Annotated in this window: 21 protein-coding genes and 2 pseudogenes; 6 read left to right on the forward strand and 17 right to left on the reverse strand. The window is 74.1% G+C overall.

Features of this window, described 5'->3' with window-relative positions; all coding sequences use genetic code 11:
• The first annotated feature begins 80 nt into the window (after nucleotides 1-80).
• Nucleotides 81-512 (forward strand): nuclear transport factor 2 family protein, encoded by a 432-nt coding sequence (locus tag GAS53_RS45585; RefSeq protein ID WP_151483676.1) that lies wholly within the window; start codon nucleotides 81-83, stop codon nucleotides 510-512.
• Between the two features lie 18 nt (nucleotides 513-530).
• Here the strand turns inward: GAS53_RS45585 and GAS53_RS45590 are convergent, their stop codons facing one another.
• Together GAS53_RS45590 and GAS53_RS45595 are read right to left on the reverse strand one after the other, a co-directional pair.
• Complete coding sequence (locus tag GAS53_RS45590) at nucleotides 531-1454, reverse strand: MBL fold metallo-hydrolase (protein ID WP_151483677.1); 924 nt, start codon at nucleotides 1452-1454, stop codon at nucleotides 531-533.
• Nucleotides 1451-1789 carry a nuclear transport factor 2 family protein gene (locus tag GAS53_RS45595; RefSeq protein WP_151483678.1) on the reverse strand — a complete coding sequence of 113 codons (339 nt, stop codon included), beginning with the start codon at nucleotides 1787-1789 and terminating at the stop codon, nucleotides 1451-1453. The genes GAS53_RS45590 and GAS53_RS45595 overlap by 4 nt, the downstream gene beginning before the upstream one ends.
• 230 nt (nucleotides 1790-2019) lie before the next feature.
• On the opposite strand from GAS53_RS45595, the gene GAS53_RS45600 reads away from it, so the two are divergent.
• Complete coding sequence (locus GAS53_RS45600) at nucleotides 2020-3438, forward strand: MFS transporter (protein ID WP_151483679.1); 1419 nt, start codon at nucleotides 2020-2022, stop codon at nucleotides 3436-3438.
• Here GAS53_RS45600 and GAS53_RS45605 read toward each other — a convergent pair.
• The 6 genes from GAS53_RS45605 to GAS53_RS45630 all read right to left on the reverse strand — a co-directional run bounded on the left by GAS53_RS45605 (nucleotide 3401) and on the right by GAS53_RS45630 (nucleotide 9369).
• Nucleotides 3401-4648: an FAD-dependent monooxygenase gene (locus tag GAS53_RS45605; protein WP_151483680.1), complete on the reverse strand. Its 1248-nt coding sequence runs from the start codon at nucleotides 4646-4648 to the stop codon at nucleotides 3401-3403. The genes GAS53_RS45600 and GAS53_RS45605 overlap by 38 nt on opposite strands.
• A gap of 33 nt (nucleotides 4649-4681) precedes the next feature.
• Nucleotides 4682-4945, reverse strand: a complete 264-nt coding sequence (locus GAS53_RS45610) for an acyl carrier protein (protein ID WP_151483681.1) — start codon at nucleotides 4943-4945, stop codon at nucleotides 4682-4684.
• A 73-nt stretch (nucleotides 4946-5018) separates the two neighbouring features.
• Nucleotides 5019-6248 carry a beta-ketoacyl synthase N-terminal-like domain-containing protein gene (locus GAS53_RS45615; protein ID WP_225859511.1) on the reverse strand — a complete coding sequence of 410 codons (1230 nt, stop codon included), beginning with the start codon at nucleotides 6246-6248 and terminating at the stop codon, nucleotides 5019-5021.
• Complete coding sequence (locus GAS53_RS45620) at nucleotides 6245-7510, reverse strand: beta-ketoacyl-[acyl-carrier-protein] synthase family protein (RefSeq protein WP_151483682.1); 1266 nt, start codon at nucleotides 7508-7510, stop codon at nucleotides 6245-6247. The genes GAS53_RS45615 and GAS53_RS45620 overlap by 4 nt, the downstream gene beginning before the upstream one ends.
• A complete protein-coding gene (locus GAS53_RS45625; RefSeq protein ID WP_151483683.1) occupies nucleotides 7507-8295 on the reverse strand; it encodes a thioesterase II family protein in 789 nt (262 codons plus the stop codon). Before GAS53_RS45625 ends, GAS53_RS45620 begins: the two co-directional genes overlap by 4 nt.
• A gap of 252 nt (nucleotides 8296-8547) precedes the next feature.
• Entirely contained in the window at nucleotides 8548-9369 is an 822-nt protein-coding gene (locus tag GAS53_RS45630) for an AfsR/SARP family transcriptional regulator (protein WP_151483684.1), read from the reverse strand.
• Between the two features lie 283 nt (nucleotides 9370-9652).
• Here GAS53_RS45630 and GAS53_RS45635 point away from each other — a divergent pair, with 283 nt between their 5' ends.
• Nucleotides 9653-10453, forward strand: a complete 801-nt coding sequence (locus GAS53_RS45635) for a thioesterase II family protein (RefSeq protein ID WP_151483685.1) — start codon at nucleotides 9653-9655, stop codon at nucleotides 10451-10453.
• A complete protein-coding gene (locus tag GAS53_RS45640; protein ID WP_151483686.1) occupies nucleotides 10450-11454 on the forward strand; it encodes an AfsR/SARP family transcriptional regulator in 1005 nt (334 codons plus the stop codon). Before GAS53_RS45635 ends, GAS53_RS45640 begins: the two co-directional genes overlap by 4 nt.
• 47 nt (nucleotides 11455-11501) lie before the next feature.
• Here GAS53_RS45640 and GAS53_RS45645 read toward each other — a convergent pair.
• From GAS53_RS45645 to GAS53_RS45680, 8 genes and pseudogenes are all read right to left on the reverse strand, one after another.
• Nucleotides 11502-11765: pseudogene (locus GAS53_RS45645) on the reverse strand (transposase family protein); the annotation flags it as partial.
• Nucleotides 11766-11998: 233 nt separating this feature from the next.
• The gene (locus GAS53_RS45650) at nucleotides 11999-12838 is read right to left on the reverse strand and encodes a 4'-phosphopantetheinyl transferase family protein (protein WP_151483687.1); all 840 of its coding nucleotides are present in this window, start codon (nucleotides 12836-12838) and stop codon (nucleotides 11999-12001) included.
• Entirely contained in the window at nucleotides 12835-14754 is a 1920-nt protein-coding gene (locus tag GAS53_RS45655) for a beta-ketoacyl synthase N-terminal-like domain-containing protein (RefSeq protein ID WP_151483688.1), read from the reverse strand. Before GAS53_RS45655 ends, GAS53_RS45650 begins: the two co-directional genes overlap by 4 nt.
• A gap of 19 nt (nucleotides 14755-14773) precedes the next feature.
• The gene (locus GAS53_RS45660) at nucleotides 14774-15502 is read right to left on the reverse strand and encodes an acyl carrier protein (RefSeq protein WP_151483689.1); all 729 of its coding nucleotides are present in this window, start codon (nucleotides 15500-15502) and stop codon (nucleotides 14774-14776) included.
• Nucleotides 15503-16305: 803 nt separating this feature from the next.
• Nucleotides 16306-17175, reverse strand: a complete 870-nt coding sequence (locus GAS53_RS45665; protein WP_151483690.1) for an AfsR/SARP family transcriptional regulator — start codon at nucleotides 17173-17175, stop codon at nucleotides 16306-16308.
• Between the two features lie 267 nt (nucleotides 17176-17442).
• Entirely contained in the window at nucleotides 17443-18081 is a 639-nt protein-coding gene (locus GAS53_RS45670; protein WP_151483691.1) for a ScbR family autoregulator-binding transcription factor, read from the reverse strand.
• Between the two features lie 76 nt (nucleotides 18082-18157).
• Nucleotides 18158-19748: pseudogene (locus tag GAS53_RS45675) on the reverse strand (acyl-CoA carboxylase subunit beta); the annotation flags it as partial.
• A gap of 116 nt (nucleotides 19749-19864) precedes the next feature.
• On the reverse strand, nucleotides 19865-20053 hold the full coding sequence (locus GAS53_RS45680; protein ID WP_151483692.1) for an acyl-CoA carboxylase epsilon subunit: 189 nt from the start codon (nucleotides 20051-20053) through the stop codon (nucleotides 19865-19867).
• A gap of 361 nt (nucleotides 20054-20414) precedes the next feature.
• On the opposite strand from GAS53_RS45680, the gene GAS53_RS45685 reads away from it, so the two are divergent.
• Nucleotides 20415-21407 carry a ScbA/BarX family gamma-butyrolactone biosynthesis protein gene (locus GAS53_RS45685; protein WP_151483693.1) on the forward strand — a complete coding sequence of 331 codons (993 nt, stop codon included), beginning with the start codon at nucleotides 20415-20417 and terminating at the stop codon, nucleotides 21405-21407.
• A gap of 9 nt (nucleotides 21408-21416) precedes the next feature.
• Here the strand turns inward: GAS53_RS45685 and GAS53_RS45690 are convergent, their stop codons facing one another.
• Nucleotides 21417-22307, reverse strand: coding sequence for an NAD(P)H-binding protein (locus tag GAS53_RS45690; RefSeq protein WP_151483698.1), 891 nt, complete (start codon nucleotides 22305-22307; stop codon nucleotides 21417-21419).
• Nucleotides 22308-22514: 207 nt separating this feature from the next.
• On the opposite strand from GAS53_RS45690, the gene GAS53_RS45695 reads away from it, so the two are divergent.
• A complete protein-coding gene (locus GAS53_RS45695) occupies nucleotides 22515-23183 on the forward strand; it encodes a ScbR family autoregulator-binding transcription factor (RefSeq protein WP_151483694.1) in 669 nt (222 codons plus the stop codon).
• Nucleotides 23184-23207 lie beyond the last annotated feature (24 nt).

The following is a 23207-nucleotide window of genomic DNA, read 5'->3' on the forward strand; positions in this document are numbered from 1 at the left end:
GATCCGGGCCGCAGAAGCTGTCGGTGCCGGGGCGGGCGTCCGCCCCGGCCTCCCCAACCCACGAAAAAACGGAGCCCCCCATGCCGGAGCCGACCGAGTCCAGCCTGCTGCTGTACGCCGAGGTGCAGCGGTTCTACGCCCGTCAGATGCAGCAACTCGACCTGGGCAAGGCCCAGTCGTGGGCGCAGACGTTCACCGCGGACGCCCTCTTCGATGTGCCCACGCTGCCCGAGCCGGTGCGCGGGCGGGCCAAACTGGTCGCGGCGGTGGAGCGGGCCCGCGCCCAGCTGGCCGCGGCCGGTGAGCGCCACCGGCACGTCATGGGCATGGTCGACGTCCTTGAGCGCCCCGACGCCACCCTGGACGTCCGCTCCTACACCACCGTCTACGCCTCGGCGGTCGGCGGCGCCTCCCGGGTGCACCGGGTGTGCGTGTGCGAGGACGTGCTGGTCCGCGAGGACGGCGAACTGCGGGTGGCGCGGCGGAAGGTGACGCGGGACGACCTGCCCTGACGCGTGGTGGCGGGCCGCCTACGCGTGGCAGTGCGGCAGCGCGCCGTGGTACTCGGTCATCTCCCCGAACAGGGCGCCGACGTCGAGCGGGGCACCGGGGGCCGCGCCGGCCAGCTCGGCGTAGGCCCGATGCAGGTTGGGCACCAGGCGTTCGGCGTCGAGGCGGTCCGCGTACGGGCCGGGGCCCTCGGCGCGCGCGAGGTGCAGCGGGGGCAGGCCCGCCGCCCTGCCGCGCTCGGCCTGGCGCTGCAGCCAGTGGAAGTACGCCTCGTCGGCGTCGAGGAGTTCGGGCCCGCCGACCGGTCCGTGCCCCGGCACGACGGTCACCGGGTCGAGGGCGCGCAGCCTGCGCAGCGCGGCCAGTGACCCGGACACCGAGCCCATCAGGCAAAACGGCGTGACCCCGTTCATCACCACGTCCCCCGCGAACAGCACGCGCCGGCGGGGCAGCCACACCGCGGTGTCGCCGGTGGTGTGGGCGGCGGGCCCCAGGTGGATCAGTTCGGCACGGTCGTCGCCCAGGTGCAGGGTGAGGGTGTCGCGGTAGGTGATCTGCGGCAGCGTCGGTTCGATGTCGCCCCAGTCGACGCCGGGCCACAGGGTGGTCAGCGAGAGGCCGGCCGCCGCCATCTCGGTGCGGGCGTTGTCCTGGGCGACGCCGACGGCCTCGGGGAAGTAGCGGTGGCCGAAGGTGTGGTCGCCGTGGAAGTGGGTGGTGACCAGGGTGCGCGGCGGCCGGGCGAGGGTGCGCAGGACCTCGGCGCGCAGCCTGCGGGCGCGGCGTTCGGTGGCCGCGGTGTCGACGAGCACGGCGTGCCCGTCGGCGCCGGCGATCAGGCCCGCGTTGTTCAGGCACCAGCCGCCGTCGGGCTGGACGTAGGCGAAGACACCGTCGGCGATCTCGGTGAGGCGGGCGGCCGTGCTCGTGGCGGCCGCCGTCATCGGGCGGCCGCCGGCAGCGGCGCGGCGTGCAACTCGACGATCCGGCCCGCGCCGTCGAAGCGGAACTGGGCGAGCAGACACCGCACCGGCGCCGCAGGGCCCGTCCTGGCCGTCGCGGTCAGGCGCAGGGCGACGCGGTCGCCTTCGGCGAGGACGCTGTCGCAGGCCAGCAGCGGGCGGTCGGGGGCGAAGGGGTCGGTCAGCGCGCAGGGCTCGCCCCGGTTGGCCGACTCGACCAGGGCGAGGGCGAGTTCCTTGTTGCGCTCCTGCACGGTATGGCGTACCAGGAGGGTGTGCAGGGTCTCGCTCAGGGGCTCCGCCAGGGTCAGAGGCATGGCCGGCCTTTCGTGTCGTCGGGGAACGACTCCCCCGGCCAGGCTTGCGCCTTACGGTCGAGGGTCATTGGAGAACGGGTGAACCCGGACCGCCCGCGTGTTGGCTGCGCAGCCCCTCGTCGAGGGCCGGAGCTCTCCTCGACGGACGCACTGCCAGATCTCCATGGCCTCTCCAGCAGCTCCTGAGAGCGTCGCCGCACCACAGCGAACCGACACCCCGGGAGCAGAGCATGTCCGTGTCCGTCTCCGAACGCCCAGGAACAAGCGGCTCCGGCGCACCACGCCCGGCCGGCCGCACGGCGCGTCCCGGTGTCGCCCTCGCGGTGATCGCCGGCTGCAACGCCATGATCCAGCTGGACGATCCGATCGTGAACATCGCGCTGCCCGGCATGCGCTCGGGCCTGGGCCTCACCGCGGTCGGCGCCTCCTGGGTGCTCAGCGCCTATCTGCTGGCGTTCGGAGGGCTGCTGCTGCTCGGCGGCCGGGCCGGCGACATCCTCGGCCGCCGCAAGGTGTTTTTGGCCGGGGTCGCCGTGTTCACCGTGGCCGCGGGCGCGCGGGCGCTGGCCCCGACCGACGAGGTCATGATCGCCGTGCGTGCCGTGCAGGGGCTGGGCGCCGCCTGTGCCGCACCCAGCGGGCTCGCCCTGCTGCTGAGCACCTTCGCGGAGGGCACGGCCCGCAAGAAGGCCATCGCGCTGTGCACGGCGGTCGGTGCCGTCTCCACCGCCGGCGGCCTGCTGCTGGCCGGCGCGCTGACCTCGCTCGGCTCCTGGCGCTGGGTGCTGCTGCTCAACGTGCCGATCGGCGTGGCGATCCTGCTGCTGGGGCCGCGCGTGCTTCAGGAGACGGCCCGCAACCGGGGCCGGTTCGACGTGGCCGGCGCGCTGCTGTCCGCGGCGGGGGCCACCTCGCTGGTGTACGCGCTGGCGCGCGCCGCCGACCATGACTGGAGCGATGCGACGGTGGCCTTCCCGCTGCTGGCAGGCCTCGCGCTGCTCGCCGTGTTCGCCGTCGTCGAGCGGCGCGCCGAGCAACCGGTGATGGTGCTGCGGCTGTTCGCCGACCGGGACCGGGTGCTGGCGTATCTGGCGGTGCTCGCCGTGCCGGGTGCGCTGGTCGGCGCCTACTTCTTCCTCAGCCAGTCCTTCCAGCAGGAGGGCCTGTCGCCGCTGGTCACCGCGTGCGCGCTGCTGCCGGTGCCGGTGACGATGGCCGTCATGGCCGGCGTGGCCGTCCGCGCCGAGCGCCTCCTCGGCCCGAAGCGGCTGATGGCGCTGGGCGCGGCGGCGCTCGCCGTGGGCAACCTGATGCTGGCCTCCCTCGATACGGTCGAGGTGGTGCGGGTCGTGCCCGCCCTGGTGCTGCTCGGCGCCGGCATGGCCTTCTGTGTGATCCCGCCGACCGTGCTGGCCACCTCGCGGCTGCGCGGCGACGAGGCGGGCGCGGCGTCCAGCATGCTCAACTCGCTTCAGGCACTGGGCGGTTCGCTGGGCATCGCGCTGCTGGTGAGCGCCTCGTCCGGCCGGGCGACGTTCGCCGGCGCGAGGTCCGCGGGCTTTGTCACCGGCGCCGTGTTCGCCGTGGTCGTCCTGGGGGCCGCGCTCTGCGTCAGGCGGCCCGCGGACCGTGGGCCGCGCCGGCGGTGAACAGCTCGGTGCGCACCCGCACCGGGGTGCGGCCGTAGGCGATGCGGGAGGTGATGCGCGCCCCGGCCGGGGTCCTGGTGACCACGGACGCGGCGCGCGCCCGCACGAACTCCGCGAGGGGGCCGCCGACGCCGAAGAACGCCATGGCCTGCACCCGCTGGATCCGCGTCACGGCGTCGGCGACGGGCCGCCGCTCGGCCTCGAACGCGGCGAGCCGCTCCCGCCGTACGTCGGAGGCGGCCAGCGCTTCGACGAGGACGGGGTGCAGGACGGCGGCGTCCTGGAGGGCGAGGTTGATGCCCTGGGCGCCGAGCGGGCCGTGGGTGTGGGCGGCGTCGCCGAGCAGGACGAGTCCGTCGCCCGTCCAGGTGGCGGCGTCGGCGGCGAAGACGTCGAGCAGCGACAGGTCGGACAGACTCGTCAGGTGCTCGTGCAGCAGATCGGCGTACTGCGGCAGCGCGGCCGCCAGATCGCGCCGGACGCCGTCGATGCCGTGCGCGGCCAGCTGGTTCCAGCTGCCGTGCGGCAGGGTCCAGCCGATCCGCAGCCGGTCGGGGTGCGTGTCGTGCACGAGGACCGCGGCCTTCCCGGCGCGGTGGATGCGCACCCGCCCGGTGGCCCGTCCGGGCGCGGGCAGCGTGAACCACACGACGTCCTGGTCGAAGACCTCGCGGCGGCCGGCGTCGATCCCGGCCAGCGCACGGGTCTTGGAGAAGCGTCCGTCGGCGCCGACGACCACGGACGCGCGGACCCGGACCCGGCGGGTGCCGAGCCGGGTGAGAACGGCGCCGGTCACGCGGCCGTCGTCGCCCTCGGTCAGCGCGTTGATGCGGTGGCCGTCGAGGTAGGTGAAGCCGGGCAACGGCCCGCACGCGGCGAGGAGTTCCTCCAGCAGGTGCGGCTGCGGCAGCGCCAGCAGCCGGTTGTGGGGCGCGGGCAGCCTGCGGTAGTCGATGTCCAGGAGCACCTTCTCGCGGCCCAGGACCTGGAACCCGTCGAGGGTGCGGGCGCCCCGCGCCGACGCCTTCTCGAGGACGCCCAGGTCGTCGAGGACGAGCTGGCCGCCGGGTTGCAGGATCTCCCCGTAAAAGTCGCGGCGGAAACAACTGCTGCGCTCCGCGAGCGTGACCCGGACCCCGGAGCGCAGCAGCATCAGGCTCAGCGCGAGCCCCGCGGGGCCCGCGCCGACGACCAGTACATCGGTGTGCACGGTGGCGTCCTGCCACGGGGAGGGGCCCACGGTTCAGACCACCGCCCGTGCCGCGAGCAGCTCGTTGACGAGCTGCAGGTACTGGCGCGGTGTCTCGGCCGCGTCGATGGCCTCCTCGTCGAACGTGATCGTGTGGTCCCGCTCGATGCGGCCCGTGGTTTGCAAAATGGCGAGCGAGTCGTAGCCGAGGTCGAGGAACGGCGTGTCGAGGATGTCCCCGTCGAGGTCGGTCCACTCCTCCTCGCCCGCGCACTCGCGCAGCAGCGTGACCAGGTCGCTCAGTTCCAGACGCTCCATCGTGTTCTCCTCGGTGGGGTTGCGGGTGGGCTGCCCCGGGAGGGGGGCGGCCGGGGCTCAGTGGTGGAGGGGCTCAGGGGGCCGCGCGGAGCACGACCGCGGAGTTGAAGCCGCCACGCCCCCGGGCCAGCACCAGGGCGCAGCGCAGCGGGGCACCGCGGCGCGGGGCGCCGGTGACCAGGTCGACGGGACAGTCGGCGGCGGGCTGCCCGGTGCCGGGCGTGGGCGGGATGACCTGGTCGCGCAGGGCGAGCAGGGCCGCGGCGAGGTCCAGTGCGGAGCCGCCGGCGAGCAGCCGCCCGGTCATCGCCTTGGGCGCGGTGACGGGCACGCCGTAGGGCCCGAACAGCGCGGCGAGCGCCGCGGCCTCGGCCCGGTCGGCCGCCCGCTGTCCGGCCGCGTCCGCGAACACCACGTCCACGTCGCCCGGTTGTGCCCCGGCGTCGGCGAGCGCCAGCCGGGCGGCGTCGCCGAGCCGCGGCGTTGTCCCGCCGTCGAAGGTGGCGGCGTACCCGGCAAGACTGCCGTACACGGTGGCGCCCCGCTCCCGCGCGCTGTCGGCGTCCTCCAGGACGAGCATCGCGCCGCCCTCTCCGGCGACGTGACCGCCCGCGTCGGCGGCGAACGGCAGGTAGGCGCGCTGCGGGTCGTCGACCGTGGACAGCAGGCCGTCCGCCAGGTGGGCGGTCCAGCCCCACGGGCACAGCGCCGAGTCGGCGCCGCCGGTGACGACGAGCCGGCTGCCCTTGCGGATCTGCCGGCGGGCCTGCGCGGCGGCGTCGAGGCCGCCCGCCTGCTCGGAGACGAGGACACCGCTCGCGCCGCGCGTGCCGTGCCGGATGGAGAGCTGGCCGGTGTTGGCGGCGTTGAACCAGGCGAACGCCTGATAGGCGCTGACGTGTTTGCTGCCCTGGTGCCACAGCGCCTGCAGTTCGCGCTGCCCGAACTCGAAGCCGCCGGCCGAGCTGGCGGTGACCACGCTCGCCGCGTACTCGGGCAGCGCGTCCAGGTCGGCGCCGCAGTCGTCGACGGCCTCCTTGGCCATGGCCAGGGCGAGCCGGGTGACCCGGTCGGTCTGCGGCAGCAGCCTGCCGGGCACGTGCTCCTCGTCGGTGAAGCCGGGCACCTCGCCCGCCAGGCGCACCGGATAGCCGGAGGCGTCGAAGCGGGTGACCGCTCCCACCGCGGTACGGCCCCGCAGCGCGGCGGCCCACCAGGTGGCGGTGCCGAGCCCGCCGGGTGCGGCGATGCCGATGCCGGTGAACACGGCGGTGGCCCGGGCCACCGAGACGGTGCCGCTCACGCGGCCTCCTTGAGCCGGGGGCGGGTGAGGACCATGGCGCTCTGGAACCCGCCGAACCCGCTGGCGACGCTGACGACGGTGTCGGTGCGGTGCGCGCGGGCGGTCAGCGGCGTGTAGTCGAGGTCGCAGGCCGGGTCGGGTTCGTGCAGGTTGGCCGTGGGCGGCACGGTGTCGTGGGTGATGGCCAGGGCGCACGCGGCGGCTTCGAGGGAGCCGATCGCGCCGAGCGAGTGCCCGATCATCGACTTGATGGAGCTGACGGGCACCTCGTAGGCCCGCGCCCGAAGGCTCTGCTTGAACGCGGCGGTCTCGTGCCGGTCGTTCTGCTTGGTGCCCGACCCGTGCGCGTTGACGTAGTCGACGGTGGACGGGTCGCGGCGCGCCTCGTCGAGCGCCCGCCCGATCGCCCGCGCCATCTCCTCGCCGTCGGACCTCAGCCCGGTCATGTGGTAGGCGTTGCTGAGGCTGGCGAACCCGGCGATCTCGGCATACGCCCGCGCCCCGCGCCGCCGCGCCCGCCCGGCCTCCTCCAGCACGAGAACGGCCGACCCCTCCCCCAGCACGAACCCGTTGCGGCTGCGGTCGAAGGGCCGCGACGCCGTGCCGGGCTCGTCATTGCGCGGGCTGGTGGCGCGGATCGCGTCGAACGAGGCAACGGAGATCGGGGAGATCGGCGCCTCGGTGGCCCCGGCCAGCATCACGTCGGCGCTGCCCTCCCGGATCAGCTCCACGGCGTGCCCGACCGAGTCGAGCCCCGAGGTGCAGCCGGTGGACACCATGGCGACGGGGCCCTGCGCGCCCGCGTCCCGGGCGACCTCGGCCGCCATCGAGCTGGGCACGAAGTAGTCGAACAGATGCGCCACGGCCCTGCGGTGGTCGACGTTCCAGCGGGCCCCGCGGTCGCTGACCCGGGCGTACTCGCGGTCCAGGCCGGTGGTGCAGCCGACCGCGCTGCCGAGCGTGACCCCGCAGCGCACCGGGTCGAGCCCGTCGGCGACACCGCTGTCGGCGCGTGCCTCGCGGGCGGCGACGAGGGCGAACTGCGCCGCCCGGTCGAGGCGCATCGCCTCCTCGGAGGTGAAGCCGTGGGCCGCGGGGTCGAAGTCGGCCTCGGCGGCGATGCGCGAGCGGTAACCGGTCGCATCGAAGAGGGAGATGGGACGGGTGGCGGTGCGGCCAGCGGTGAGCAGATCCCAGAACGCCAGGGTTCCGGTCGCTCCCGGGGCGACGACACCGATCCCGGTGATGACGACACGCCTCATCGGCTGTTCCTCACGGTCGTGCGCGCGGGTGGCGGAGTCTGTGACGCCAGTCGCCGCGCGACACGGCACGCGCGCCCCACGATCCGGGGTGTCTGGCGTTCTCGTACGAAGAAGTGGTCGCCGGCGACCATCCGCAGGGCGACCGGAGCGGTGCTGAAGCGGCGCCAGCCGGCGAGCGCCTCGGAGGGCACTACGGGATCGTCCGCGCCGCCGAGCACGAGCAGCGGCACCTCCAGCGGCCCGCCGGTTGAGGGGTCGACGGCGGCCGCGCGCAGGGCCGCGGCCAGCCTCAGGTCGTCGCGGAGAACGGGCAGCACGGCCCGGTGCCACACACCGCCGGGCGCCGTCGCGGCGGAGGCGGGCAACAGTCCCAGGTCGGCGAGCAGCCGCAGCAGCCGGTCGGCGGGAGCGTCGGCCGCGTTCACCAGCGCGGGCGCCTCGTGCGGCGACGGCGCGGCACCGAGGCCGACGAACGCGGGCGCAGGCCGCCCCTGGTCGGCGAGGACCCGGGCCAGGGTGTAGGCGACGAGGGCGCCGAGGCTGTGCCCGTAGAGGGCGAACGGCCCCTGATCCGCACGCCGGCGGGGGAACACGTCGAGGAAGGCGCCGAGGAGGCCGTCACGGCCGGTGACCCGGGCCTCATGGCGACGGCTCCCCCGTCCGGGCAGCGCCAGCGGCACGATCTCGACGCCCGCCCCGGCCGCGGCGGGCCAGCGGCGGAAGCAGTCGACGCCGGCACCGGCGTGCGCGAAGCAGTAGAGCGTCACGGGCCGGTCGTCGGGCATGCGCGGCCTCCTTCGGCGGACCCCGTTTCGCCTCGGGGTGAGGCGTTCCTTGCCCCGAGGCTCACCGACCGGCCTGGAGAAGCGCTTGAGGACCCGTCAGGCTCCTCTGGAACGGGGACGGGGGCAAGGAGCGTCGTGGACGGCGGACCGGAAGGCACCGGTCCGCCGCGCGCGCCGCGGCACGCGGCCCGCGTGGCGCGAAACCGTCACCGCCCACGTACTCGCGACGGTGGGGCGCCGCGAGGGTGGGCATCAGGCGGCGAAGAGGTCGAACGTCGAGGTGCACCGCGGTCCCGCCAGCACGTCCAGCTGCGGGTCGACGGCGAGCATGGCCTGGTGCAGCCGCTGCAACTGCGGCGAGGGCTCCACCCCGAGCTCGTCGATCAGCCGCATCCGCAGCTTGCGGTAGGCCTCGAGCGCCCCGGCCTGCCGCCCCGACCGGTACAGCGCCACCATGACCTGCGCGTGCAGACCCTCGTGCTGGGGGTGACGGGCCGTCAGGTCGGTGAGCTCGGCGATGAGTTCGGCGTGCCGGCCGAGTCGGAGGTCGGCGTCGATGCGCCGCTCCACGGTGCCCAGGCGGCTCTCCTCCAGCCGCCTGACCTCGATCTCCAGGATCGGCCCGACGCGCACGTCGACCAGGGCCGCCCCCGTCCACAGGTCGAGGGCCGCCCGCAGCCGCTGCGCCGACACCTCGTTGTCCCCCGCCTCGAAGGCGACCTGCCCCTCCCGCGCCAGGCGCTCGTACTCGTGCACGTCGACGCAGCTCTCGGGGATCTGCAGCAGATACCCCCCGTGCCGGGTGGCCAGCACTTCCTTGGCGCTGGCGGGAGAGCTCGGGCCCATCGCGGTACCCAGCCTCCTGCGCAGCTGGAGGATGTACGTCTGCAGGGTGGTCAGCGCGCTCTGCGGCGGGTCGGTCCCCCAGATCTCCTCCATGAGCATCGGAACGGGCATGACCCGCCCCGGATAGAGCGCCATCAGCGACAGGATCTGCCGCGGCTTGGCCGCTGTAGGAACGATTGATCCCCCGTTGACCTCGGCACTCAACGGACCCAGAACCTGAATCCTCACGGTGTCCTCCGTAGTGGTCGAGCTCTCTGTCCAGTTCCTTTCGTTGGCCAGAAATCTGTGCCGCGAGTGACGCTAGCCGGGCCCGTTTCCAGCAAGCGAAGTTCTGTAGCGGCCCTCTAGCCGACCTCCAAGTGCGGTATTGCCAAGGGGCGTTGAGCCACTAAAGAACGCCTGTACAAATACTCGGAGTGAACTCCTGGTTCCACTCCTTCGGTGATCGCGCGGATATCGTTCGGTGCATTCCGACACACATTCGGGATACCGCTGTTCGGACGGAGGCGCGATGGAATGCACCGGCCCTGGACCGGGCGGCCCGCAGGAGCCCGGCACCGGCGGTGGGCTGCGGCTCTTCGTGTTCCCGCACGCGGGAGGCTGGAGTCTGATGTTCCAGGACTGGCCGGACCACTTTCCGCCCGACTGGCGCGTGCGGGCGCTGGACGCACCGGGCCACGGGCCGCTGCTGGACACGCCGCCGCTCACCGACGGCGAGGCCCTTGTCGCCCATTTCCTCGACCTGCTCACCCCGGAAATCACCGACGACCGCACCCCGTTCGCGTTCTTCGGCCACAGCATGGGATCCCTCGTGGCGTACGAGCTGACCCGCCGGCTTCTGGCGGAAGGACTGACTTTGCCGGTGTGGCTGGGAATCTCCGCCTTCAGCGTCCCGCAGCCGGGCGACGAGACGGCCCCACTGCTCGACAGCGCGCTGTCCGACGACGCATTGCGCCACCGGCTGGCCGCGCTCGGCGGCACCCCCGCACCGGTGCTCGCGGACCCGTATCTGTGGACGGTCTTCGCGCCGGCGATCCGCGCCGACCTCGCCGTGCTGCGCGGCTTGCGCACGGCACCGGCCGGCGCCCCGCTGCCGGTCGCGCTCTCCGCCTTCGCGGGCGCCCGCGACCGGGCGGCGCCCCCCGCGCGGATCGCCCCGTGGGCCGACCGCACCGAGCACTTCCTCGGTCTGCGGGTCTTTTCCGGCGGCCACTTCTACTTCCAGGACGACCTCGCCGCCCTGGCCGCCCAGGTCACCGCCGACGTGCACACCGCGCTGCGGGCCCGGGCCGCGGTCGCGGGTGCCCGGTGATCGGGGCGGGCAGCGAGCTGCGGCTCCTGGGCCCGGTGGAGGTGCACCACCCGCGCACCGGGTCGCGTGTCGTACCACCCGGCGCCAAGCAGCGGGCCCTGCTGGCCACACTGGCCGTCGAGGCCGGACACACCGTCTCCGTCGAACGGCTCACCGACGAACTGTGGGGCGCCCGCCCGCCGCGCAGCGCGGCCAACGCCGTGCAGGCGCACGTCGCCCGGCTGCGCAGGCTGCTCGGGCCGCCGGACGGCCCGGCGGTCCGCGAGACGATCGTGACCGAGCCCACGGGATATCTGCTGCGGCTCGGCGAAGCGAGCACCGACGCCGAGCACTTCCGCCGGCTGTCCGCCGAGGGACGCGCCGCAGCCGCCTGCGACCCCGACCGCGGGGCCGCGCTCCTGGACCGCGCGCTGTCCCTGTGGCGGGGCCCGGCGCTCGCGGACTGCCGTGGCGGCCCGATCTGCGCGGCGGAGGCCGACCGGCTGGAGGAGCAGCGGCTGCTGGCGCTGGAGGCGTTCTACGAGGCGAGGCTGCGTTCGGCACGCCCCGACGGCATCACCGGCGAGCTGGAACGGCTGGCGGAGGAACACCCTCTGCGGGAACGGTTCTCCGACCTGCTGATGGTGGCCCTGCACCGCGCCGACCGCCGCTCCGAAGCCCTCGCGGTCTACGAGCGGGTGCGCCGGCGGCTCGCCACCGAACTCGGCGTGGACCCCGGACCGTCCCTGCGCGGCCGCCGCGCGGCCCTGCTGCGCCACGGTCCGCCCCCGTCCCCCGTACGGGAACAGGGCTCCGGGGGGTACGAGGAATACCGGGCGTACGCGAAGGACACGGAGGACACGGCGTACGACGGCCCGGCCCTGGGGGCGGCCGAGATGGCACGCATCGGCAGGCGGCTGGAGGAGCTGTCGTACGAACTGCGCGAACTGACCCGCCGTTTCGAGGCCCTGAGGGCCGGCCATCACGCCGCCGCCCCGCTCGCCCCGTCCCCTCGCCGCTGAAGCGTGTTGCAGAAGGATCTTGTAGTTCTTCATCCGGGCGAAGGCCTGGGACGCGGCCGCTGGATGACCCGGCACACCGTCGGCGGCGAGACGGCGAGCAGCGGCGCGAGCTGCCGCAGGGTCAGGTCGGTGCGGTAGCAGACCGCCACCAGCACCACCCGCTCCGCCGGCGGCAGGCACCACGGCCGCCCGCCGCCAGGACCGTTTCCGCCCGGCTCCCCCACCACCCGTAACAAGCCTTCGAACTGCCGCATCCGCAGACCCGTGAACGTCTCCGCCCACAACGGATCAGCCCTCAACACCCCACGCATACAAGGGAAATGCCCAGATCACAGCCTTCTGCGGCACGCTTGAGGGCGTGTTGCGAAAGTCCCCGCCCCAGGCTCCGGCCGGCAGGTGCCCCCCGCCCCGCGTCGCCCGTCACGCCCTCTCGCCGCACCGGCCGAAAGCCCGAGTACGTCCCGTGCGAGGACGTCCGGCCGGCACCGAACGCCGCTCCTTCTCCCACCAAGATCCATCAGAAACCCCCTGGCCCCGTCCCTGTTCAGCGGGCGGTCGCCCCGGCCAGCGGGGGGCCGCCGAGGGGTTCGGGCAGCGCGATCCGGCGCGGTGCGGCCCTGCCCCAGGGGAATCCGTGGTGCAGCTGGAGCACCGGGTCCTGCCCGTCGGCGGCCTGCACGGCGACGGCGACCAGCACATCGGGGACGGGCTCCAGCTCGACGAACCGCCACCGCCCGGACCGGTCGTCCGCGGGCGGCCTGAACCCCTTCACCCCGCGGTCCTCGGCCAGGTCGAAGGCGAACTCGTCGAAGGGCAGGCCGAGTCCGAGGCCGCGCGCCTTGGAGTAGGCCTCCTTCAGCGTCCACAGGCGCAGCACGCGCCGGTCGCGCGCATGTCCCGGCGCGGCCCTGGCCACCCATTCCTGTTCCTCGGGGGCAAACGTCTCCACGATGGTGTCCAGGGCGTGCGCGTCCCGGGCGAGCCGCTCGACGTCCACGCCGATGCGCTGCCCGCGCATCACGCCGAGCAGGTTGTAGCCGCCTGCGTGGGAGAGGTTGAAGTCGAGTTGTGGCCCGCCCCGGGGCAGTCCGCCGTCGGGGGGCTGGAGAAAGGGCCGCCCCCGCGAGGAACGGAAGATGACGAGCTCGGCCTCGGCCAGTCCGGCCTCCAGCGCGAGCGCCCGCCGCACCAGGGTGTGCGCGACCAGGTACTGGCGACGGTCGCGTTCGAACAGGAACCTGCCTGCGATCTCCTGTTCGTGCTCATCGAGCCAATGCGTGGCGAGCACCCCGGCGATGGCGGGGGCGAGGTCGTCGTTGGCGCAGATCCACAGCTTCACCGGTGCGGGCGCGGCCCGGCCCCCATCCGGTGCGGGGAGCGTCATCGTGTCCGCTCCGAAGCCGTGCCCGTCCCGGCCGCGCCGTCCGGGCCGAGCCACAGCGACCGCGGCCGCAGCGCGCTCGTGGGCAACGCCACCACCGGGCCGGCCGGGATCGCTGCGCGCGTGACGTCGACGCCGGCCAGCCACAGCCGGGTCAGCTGCTCGAAGCGGTGGCCGTGCCACAGGGCGGTCAGGTAGGCGCGGGTCTCCGGCAGGTCGTCGAGAAGGGGTCCGCTGCCCGGCCGCGGCCGGGTGTCGGCGGTGCGGGCGAGTCCCGTCACCGGTGCCGGCCGCCGCCCGCGGTCCGCGGCGGCCTGCGGCTGGGCCGCGAACTCGTCGAGTGCGGTGGCCAGTTGGGCGCTGTCCTGGGCCGTCACGGCGAGCCGGCAGTCCAGGGCCGCGCGGCCACACCGCAGTTCCCGGGCCAGCGCGCCCAGGCCGGGCAGGGCACCGGCCGGGCGGCCGCGCGCGGTGAGCCAGGCCGCCAGCCGTCGTGCGGTGGCGGCCAGGTGCTCCAGGGTGGGCGCCGAGACCAGCACCAGCTGCGGCTGTCCGTCGTCCTCGCCGGCTGCGCCCGCCGCGTCCCGTTCCGCGCCCGTGCCGGAATCGGGCAGGTACTCCTCGACGACCGCCCGCGCCTGGGTGCCCGCGCTGCCCCGCACCACGACCGAGGCCCGGCGGGGCCCTTCGACGCCATCGGCGCGCCGCGGCCGGTCCCAGGGACCGGCTCCGCTCTGAGCGCCGGCGGCGGCGAGCGTCCCGCTGCGCACCTGGAGCACGGCCCGGGTCAGCGCCGCGGCCCCGGTGGCGGCCCCGGCATCCCCGACGCCGGCGCGCACGGTCTGGCCGGACTCGTGCAGCGTGCCGCCCTCGGCGGGAGGCGGCCCTGCGGCCCCGTCCTGGTCGTCACCGCCGTCCCCCCCGCTTCGTCCGGCGTGGGCGACCGCGGTGGAGCGGATGACGGCGTGGACGGTGTCGCCGTCCTGCTGCGCGGCGGCCAGTGGTTTGAGCAGCACCGCGCCGACGCCCTCCCCCGCGCCGGGCCCCTGGCGCGAGGGGTGCAGGCGCAGCTCCACGGCGCCGACCAGGGCCGCCGCGCACTCGCCCGCCCGCAGCGCGGCAAGCGCCTGGTGCAGGGCGACGAGGAAGGAGGACTCACCGGCATCCACGCACTGGCTCGGGCCGCTGAGGTCCAGCAGTGCGGACAGCCGGCCCGGCAGGCTCCCGTGACCGGCCGCGGGCAGGGCGCGTCCCGGGGTCCACTGCCCGGCAGCGAGCAGCAGGTAGTCGTGGGAGCCGGCCGCCGCGTAGACGCCGAGGCTGCGCGGCCGGCCGCTCGCCGACACCAGCGCGTCGAGCCGGGCACCGGCCTGGCCGGCGGCCTCGAGCGTCTCCCAGGCGGTGTGCAGGAACAGCCGTTCCTGAGGGTCCGTCAGGACGGCTTCCTCGTCGGTCAGGCCGAAGAACGCCGTGTCGAACTCGTCCACGTGCTCCAGGAAGTGACCGCCGTCCCCGGCATCTCCGGCATCCCGGCCCGGCGGCGCGGCGGCCGCGGTGTCCCGCCCCTCGAGCAGGTTGTGCCAGAACGCCGCCAGGTCGGGGGCCTGCGGATAGCGCCCCCCGATACCGATGACGGCGAACCGGTCGTCCGCGTCGGCACGCCCGGCCGGGACGCGGGCGTGCGCCGGGTCGTCCGCCGTCACGGGCGAGGACACCGCCTCGGTCCCGGACGGCACGGGCACCACCACCGGCCCGCCGGCGATCGCCGGCCGGCCGGCTTCCCCGCCGGCGGACGGCACGGGCGCGGGCGCCGCCGAAGGTGGCGCAGGCGCGAGCGGCGCCCCGGTGAGCAGCGCCACCGCGTGCTGCCGGTCCAGGGTGCCGTTCTTGAACCTGGTCAGGATCTCCCTGTTGTCCATGGTGCCGTGCGCTCCCGTCTCAGGCCGCTCGCCCCGCCAGCACGGCGGCTGCCTCGTCGACGCTGAGCCGGTTGTCGCGGACCGCGTCGAGCAGTGCCTCCAGGTCCGTGGGGCCCGCGGGGCCGGACGGCGCCTGGGTCCGGGACCGCAGGGCGGGCCCCGGCAGGGTCCGGGCGGCGGGCAGGCCGGTGCGGGAGGCGACGTAGGCCGCCATGGCGTTCAGGCTCGGGTGGTCGTAGAGCGTGACGGCCCGCTCGTCGAGGCCGTAGGTGCGGTTGACGACGGCCACGAACTCCGCGCCGAGGATGGAGTCGAGGCCGAGCAGGTGGAAGGCGGCGTCGGCGTCGATGTCCCAGGGCTCGCAGCACAGGATCCGGGCGAGCTCTGTGCGCAGCACGTCGACGACCTGCTCCGCGCCGGCCGCCGGCGCCGGCGCGGGGCCGGGCGCGGGCTGCGGGCCAAGGACACCGAGCTGGGGGGCCACATGGCGGGCGAACGCGGCGGGGGTCGGGTGGTCGTACAGGGCGGTGGCCTTGATGCGGGTGCCGTAGCGGGCGTTGACGACGGCCACGAACTCGACGGTCAGCATGGAGTCGAGACCGAGCAGGTGGAAGGGCTGCTCGGGGTCGATCGCCTCGGCCTTGACGCCCAGGGCGTCGGCCAGCACGGTGATGAGCTCGCCGAGCAGGTCGCCGCCGCCGGGCACCGGGAGCGCCGGCTGCGCTGCCGTACGCGGGTCGCTGGTCATCTTTGGGCCTCTCTCAAGGGTCGGTCCCGGTCTGTGGTGGGAAATTGTCTGCTCAACCGGTCGGGCCGCACATCGCCGTCCGCGGTGAACCCGGGCCCGCGGTATGGCTCGTGGGAGGGGGCCCGGCCTGCTCCCCTACTCCGAAGGAGTGAGGGGGGCAGGAAGGTGTTCACTCCTGCCGGCCACCGGTGGCCGGTTCCCTCGTCCCGCAGCCACCGGTGGCCGGATCCTTCACCGGTGCCAAGGTCCGGTCTCCGGACCCCGGCACCCGGCGGCACCACAATCGGCGGCATCAGGTCCCGCAACGCGCCGCTCCGCCCGGACAGTTCGTCGTACGTCATGCCACCGCGCGAGCGCCTCGCCGCCGCCCAGTGCGGCGTCGTCCATCGCCTCGGCACGCTCCTGCGCGTCCTGCCGGCGCACCTCCCCGCGGCACGCGCCCGGCGCAGCAGATGCCGGCCGGCCGCGAGGCGCATCCGGTGGAATCCGGGCCCGCCGCATGGTCGTTCCCGGCCCGCCCGCCGGTGATCCGGAACGCGGCCCGCAGCGTCGGATCCTTCCGGAGGGTCCACGCCCGCCAGTGGGTGTGGCCGCGCTGCCGCACCCGCTGCCGCGAGGCCCTGTGTGGAGGCGACGTGGACGTGCAGCGCCCCTGGGTCACCCCGGCCGCGCCGGCGCTGCCGGTCAGGGGGGCGTTCGCGTATCCCGTGAGGCCGAACAGGTGCGCCCCGGCGTGCACCAGCCGGTGGCGGCTCTTCTCGGATCGTTCCGGCACTGGTTCCCCCGGCCAGCCCGTCACCGGTTCACACCTGCGCCATGCGGCCCCTGCCGGATCCGGCGGGGGGCAGCTGGGTCGCCGCGGGCGTCGGGTGGTCCAGGGACAGCGGGGTCTCGGGCGCGGCCATCAGGATCGACTGCTGCAGCCGGCGCAGCCGGGCCGAGGGCTCCAGGCCGAGGTCCCGCACGAGGGTGCCGCGCAGCCGGTGGTAGACGTCGAGCGCCTCACTGCGCCGGCCCGAGCGGTGCAGCGCCAGCATGAACTGGGCGTGCAGGTTCTCGTGGTTGCGGTAACGGCTGGTCAGCACGGTGAGTTCGGCGAGCAGTTCCCGGTGCCGGCCGAGCCGCAGGTCGGCGTCGATGCGCTGGTCGAGGGCGCACAGCCGGCTCTCGTCCAGCCGTTTGGCCTCCATCTGCAGCTGGGTGCCCATCTGTACGTCGGCGAAGGCGGCGCCGGCCCACAGGCTCAGCGCCTCGCGCAGTTTGCGGGCGGCGCCGGGGAAGTCCCCGGCGTCCATGGCCCGGTAGCCCGTGCCCGCGAGCCGCTCGAACTCGCGCACGTCGCTGGTGCCGCCGCCGGTGACCAGCAGATAGCCGCCGGGCGAGGTCACCAGCACGTCCTTGGCGCTGCGCGGCGGCTCACCCGCGGCGGGAGTGTCCTTCTCCAGCGCGACGGTGATGAGTTCACGCAGCTGCAGTACATAGGTCTGCAGGGTGGTGCGGGCGCTGCGCGGCGGTTTGCCCGCCCACAGCTCCTCGATCAGCCCGGAGACCGGCACCACCTGGTCGGCGTGGAGCGCCAGAAGGGCGAGGACCTGCCGAGGCTTCGGTGCGGTGGGGGCGATCGAGGCCCCGTTCTCCCTGACGTCGAGTGCGCCCAGTACGTCGATGTCCACGCCGTCTCCCCCTACTTCCCTGTGTGGTGCCCGGCACGATCCAGTAAAAAACAGTACGGACGGTTTGTCAATATCAAACCGTCTAAGCTGTTTTATTTGACCCGCCTAGACTGGCCCTCAAGCCCGGGTAGACCAGCCTGAGCAGGCAACATGATGAGATCTCCGGAACGGGCACCGCGACAGGGCGCCTAGCTTCGGGTGAGATCCCGGGGAGATTCCACCCTGAGTCGAGCGACTCAGAGTCCTTTAACAGACCAGATGCGCTGTTTAAGTCCGGCCGGGCCCGGTGCCCGGCGTCCCGCCGGGCACCAGCCGGCCGAGGGTCTCGGCCGACGCCAGCCGGGGCAGCAGCAGGTCCCAGAACTGCCCGATCGTGGCCGCGGACATCCACCTGCGGTCGCTGGCACCGAGCCGCTCGAAACCCACCGTCGCCGCCACCACGGCGACCGCGGCGTCGGCCGCGGACACGCCCTCGGCGAGCACGCCCTCGCGCTCTGCGTCCTTGAGCACTTCCTCGACCCAGCCCTGCCACTGTCCGCGCAGGTCCGCCGCGCCGTCCCGGCTCGGCGAGCCGCCTGCCAGCTCAAAACCGGCCCGGACCACGACGTCCCGGTCCAGCCGTCCCATCAGGGTGTGCGTGGCGTCGATGAGCCGCTGCAGCGGCTCCGGCCCGCCGGCCCGGGCCGGGGCGGCGATGGTGCGGACGGCGGCGGCCGCCTCGTCCTGCACGGCGCGGGCCAGGGTCTGCTTGCTCTCGAAGTGGAAGTGCAGCGCGCCGTTGCTCACCCCGGCCTTCTGGCTGATGGAGTTGAGCGACGCCACGCCGAAGCCGTCGTGCGCGAACACCTCGGCGGCCGCTCGCACCAAGGCCTGCCGCGTGCGCGCGGCCCGCTCCTGCTTCACCATGGCGGTGCTCCTGACTGGGGCCGGCCGGCGGCGTGACCGGCCGGCCCTCGGGTTGTGCCTGATCCAGCGGCTTACTGCGGGGGGGGTTGCCGTGCTTGCGGGAGGGCAGGTCGGCCTGCTTGGTGCGGAGCATCGCGAGGGACCGGATGAGTACCCCGCGGGTCTTTGCGGGATCGATGACGTCGTCGACCAGGCCGCGCTCCGCCGCGTAGGTACGGGTGCATGAGCTCGGACCTGTACTCCTTGACCATGCGGGCCCGCACCGCCTCGGCATCCCCGGCCTCGGCGATCCGGCGGCGGAAGATGACGCCGGCCGCGCCCTCCGCGCCCCTCACGGCGATCTCGTTCGGCGGCCGGGCGTACGTCGGGTCCGCACCGATGGACTGGCTGTCCATCACGATGTACGCGCCTCCGTACGCCTTGCGCAGGATGAGCGAGATGCGCGGCACCGTCGCGTTGCGGCAGGCGTACAACAGCTTCGCGCCATGGCGGATGATTCCGCCGTGCTCCTGGTCGATGCCCGGGAGGAACCCGGGGACGTCCGGCAGTGTGATGACGGGAATGCTGAAAGCGTCACACATCCGGACGAAGCGCGCGGCCTGCTGCGAGGCCTCGATGCCGAGCACGCCCGCGAGGCTCTGCGGCTGATGGGCGACGATACCGACCACCTGGCCGTCGAGGCGGGCCAGCGCGCAGATGACGTGGCGCGCCCAGCGCTCGTGGACCTCCAGGTGCTCGCCGTCGTCGACGATCTCCTCGATCACGCGGGTCATGCCGTACGGCCGGCTGCCGTCGGCGGGCACCAGGTCCAGCAGGACGCCGCTGCGCCGGTCCGCGGGGTCGCCGCCGAGCACCTTCGGCGGGGCCTCGCGGTTGTTCTGCGCACGCAGGGACAGCAGGCAGCGCACCTCGGCGAGGCAGGTCTCCTCGCCGTCGTGGGCGACGTGCGCCACGCCGCTGGTCTCGGCGTGGACGTCCGCGCCGCCGAGCCCGTTCTGCGTGATCTCCTCGCCGGTCACCGCCGTGACCACGTCCGGTCCGGTGAGGAACATCTGCGAGGTCCCGCGGACCATGAACACGACGTCCGTCGGCGCCGGGCCGCAGGCCGCGCCGCCCGCGCACGGGCCGAGCATCACCGAGATCTGCGGGATGGCCCCGGACGCCGTGGCGTTGCGCCGGACGCTGCCGCCGTACCCGGCGAGCGCACGCACCCCCTCCCGGATCCGGGCGCCGGCGCCGTCGTTGAACAACACCAGCGGCGCCCCGGTGGCGATGGCCATGTCCATGATCTTGTGGATCTTCGCGGCGTGGGCCTCGCCCAGCGCGCCGCCGAAGACCCAAAAGCCGTGCGCGTACACGAAGACCGTGCGGCCCCCCGCCGTGCCCCAGCCGGTGATCACACCGTCCGGGTACGGCTCTTCGGCCTCCAGGCCGAAGCCGGCCGCCCGGTGCCGGCGCAGCCGCTCGACCTCGTTGAACGAGCCCGGGTCCAGCAACAGCCCGATCCGCTCCCGCGCCGTCAGCCTGCCCTTCGCAGGCTGCGTTTCCGTCGCCCTCCCGCCCGGGCCCGCCCTCGCCCGCGCACGGATCTCGCGCAGCTGCGCCACGCGTCCGCGCACCGCTGTGGGCCCCGGCCCGACCGGAGGGCGGTCAGTCGTCGCAGCCATGCCGGATCCCCTCCCGAGGCAGCGCCGAGCGGTCCGGCCCTGGGTCCAGAACCATCATAACAAACCGCTCAGGCGGTTTACGGTGGGGATCGAACCGCCGGGCCGGCCGGGGTCCGTCATCGCCAACTGCCGGGCGCCCGGTAGCCTTCCGGCCGCCTCCACCAGCGGGGGGCGGCCGCCGGCGGCCGCCCGGCCGCCTTGCGGGCACGCGTGCGCACCATGAGCAACGCCGCGGTGAGAGCGGCCAGTTCGTCCTCGCGGACCTGGCCGCGTTCCACCCGGACCGCGGCCTGCGCCCTCTCCATCCGGCCAACTCCCTTCCCCCGCCTCGCAGACACGGTCGGCCGGGACGCTCAAGCGCCGCTTTGGCATCACTCGAGAACCGGCCGGGCCGGCAGCCCGTACGCCGCCGCCGGGGGCACCCGAAGCGCGCCGGCGGGATGGCGACCGGGGCGGCGCGCGCCCCGTCGCGGCGAAGGACATGCAGCTCAGGCGGGCACCCGGGGGAGGAACGCACACCAGGGGCGACGCATGGAAGAAGCCGCTCCATATCCCGTGCAGCCGGAGTCCTGCGTACCGCTAGAAACTAAACCGGATGGTATGTATCTTCTCAGGCCTAGGAAGGAACCACGCACTTCACGCCACCGCGGCTCAGGGGGAACAGATATGTCTGCGAGCACGTTCCGTGTCGAACGCCCCATACCCAGCACACCGCTCACCGTGGGCGCCGCGGCGCCCACGGTGAGCGGTGTCTTCCACTACCCGTCCCTGACCACCACGGTCCCCAAGGAGTTCGTCCACCGCGCCAGCGTGGCCGAGGTCATGCTCACCGACTGGGACCGCAGCGACGAGGACCGCTTCACCGTGTCCGCCCAGTGGCCGCGCGGGCACAGCTTCTTCACCATGGAGGACCGCTACAACCCGCTCATCGCCGCCGAAACGATCCGTCAGACCGGGATCCTGCTGGCGCACGCCGAGTACGGCGTTCCTCTCGAGAGGCAGTTCCTGGTGTGGGACCTCGGCGTGAGCGCCCGCCCCGGGCACTTCGACGTCGGCCGGACACCGGCCGCGCTCGAACTCGACGTCGTCGTCTCGCAGGTGAAGCGGCGTGGCGGCACCCTGACGGGGCTGCGCATCACGGTGGAAATGCGCCGTGACGGCCAACTCGCGGCAACCGGCGGCGGCTCGCTCACCTGCGTCAGCCCGGTGGTCTACCGACGGCTGCGCGCCGCCCACCTCCCCGCGGACGGCCAGCCGCGGGTCATTGCGCTGACGGCCCCGGTGCCGCCGCAGACCGTCGGGCGCACATCACCCATGGACGTCGTCCTGTCCCCCACCGGAGAACCCGGCCGCTGGCAGCTGCGGATGGACACCCGCCACCCCGTCCTCTTCGACCACCCGGTCGACCACGTGCCGGGCATGATGCTGCTGGAGGCCGCCCGCCAGGCCACGGCCGCCACGGTGGGGCGGGACTGCATGCCGCTGGACATCACGAGTGAGTTCAAGCGCTACACCGAACTCCACAGTCCCTGTGTGATCGAGACGTGCCGGATCCCCGCTGCCGGCACGGACCCGGTGGAGTCCGTGCTCGTGACCGGTCACCAGAACGGAACGCCCGTGTTCCGCTCCACGGTGACCGTGGCCGCTCCCCCCGGCTGAACGGCCGGGCTACCGCCCGGGCCCGGGCGGCGCGGCGGCCCCGTCCCGCCGCCCGCCGCGGTCCGCGAAGGCCGCCAGATGGTCCTCGGCCCACGTACAAAAGTCGCCGGCGGGGCGGCCCGTCACCGCCCGCACGGTGTCCGTCAGCTTCGCCTTGGCGCCGGCCCGCTGGCGCTCCGCGCTCTCCAGCAGCGCCTCGACGATGGGCGCCGGATAGCGCCTGCCCAGCGCGCGGCGCGCCTGGTGCGGACTCAGTTCCTCAAAACGCAGCGCAACGCCCAACAGCCGGCCGAGCCGCTGCGTCTGCTCGACGGCGGTCAGCGCCTGCGGCCCGGTCAGGGTGTAGGCCTTCCCCGCGTGCCCGTCCTCGGTCAGGGCACGCACGGCCACTTCCGCGATGTCCCGGGGGTCCACACAGGCGTTGGCCGCCGTCCCGCAAAGCCCCCGCACGACGCGTTCGCCGCGGATGGACTCGGCCCAGGACAGGGCGTTGGACATGAAGGAACGCGGACGCAGCAGGGTCCACTCAAGGCCCGATCCGCGCAGCAGTTCCTCGTTGGCGCGCTGCCACCGGGTGATGAGGTCACCGGCCTGCCGGTCGAGCACGGCGGCCGCGGAGAGCTTCACCAGCCGCTGCACTCCGGCCGACCGTGCGGCACGGACGAACCGGGCGTCATCGCCGGCGCCGGGGCTGCTGGTGACGAGCAACGCCGTGCTGACCCCCTCCAGCGCCCGGTTGAGCGCCTCCTCGTCGCCGAGATCCGCGGCGACCCTCTCCGCCGAAGGCGCGCCCGTGACCCTCCCGGGATCCCTGGCCATGATGCGCACGCGCAGGGCAGCGGGCAGGCGCCGGACGACCTCCCGGCCCACCGTCCCGGTGGCCCCGCTCACCAGAATCACGGGCGCCCCCCGCTCCGGCCCCCGGCCGGCGGCACCGGCGCTTCGCCACGCTCCGCTCATCGACTGCCCCTTCCCGTCACGATCCTTTTCGGCCCCATTCCCTGAACTCGGTACCGCCCGAGGTTCTCGCGGACCGACATCTTCTATAAGATACAAACTGGACGGTTTCTTATAGGGGTCCGGGCTCATTGATGGGAGGAGACCGAGATGGCGAAGCAGGACCGTGCGGTCCGCACACGGCAGACGATCCTGTCCGCGGCGGCGAAGGTCTTCGAGGAGCGCGGCTACCAGGCCTCGACGATCAGCGAGATCCTCAACGCGGCCGGTGTGACCAAGGGGGCCTTGTACTTCCACTTCCCCTCCAAGGAGCACCTGGCCCAGGGGGTGCTCGCCGAGCAGGACCAGCGCGGGCCCGTCGCCGACCGCCCGTGCAAGGTCCAGCAGTTGGTGGACACGATGGTGCTGCACGCCTACCGGCTGCAGAGCGACCCCATGGTCAGGGCGGGGGTGAGGCTCTCGCTCGACCAACAGGCCCAGGGCCTGGATCGCACCGGCCCGTTCACGCGCTGGACCGACGTGGGCCTGGAACTGCTGGAGAAGGCGCAGGCGCAGGGCGAGCTGCTCCCGCATGTCCTACCGGCCGAGACCGCCGACGTCCTGGTGGGCTGCTTCGCCGGCATCCAGGCGATGTCCGAGACCCTGTCCGGCTACCAGGACCTGCCCCGGCGGGTCAGCGCCCTGCTGCGGCATGTGCTGCCGAGCGTGGTCGTGCCCTCGGTGCTGGCCGCGGTGGACATCACCCAGGGCAGGGGCGCAGCGGTCTACGCCGAGGTGCAGCACCTGGCACCGCCCGCCCCCCAGGCCGCCGTCAGCTGACGGACCCGGCGAGCCGGCCTGGCG

The organism is Streptomyces albicerus, assembly GCF_008905045.1.
GTDB lineage: Bacteria > Actinomycetota > Actinomycetes > Streptomycetales > Streptomycetaceae > Streptomyces > Streptomyces albicerus.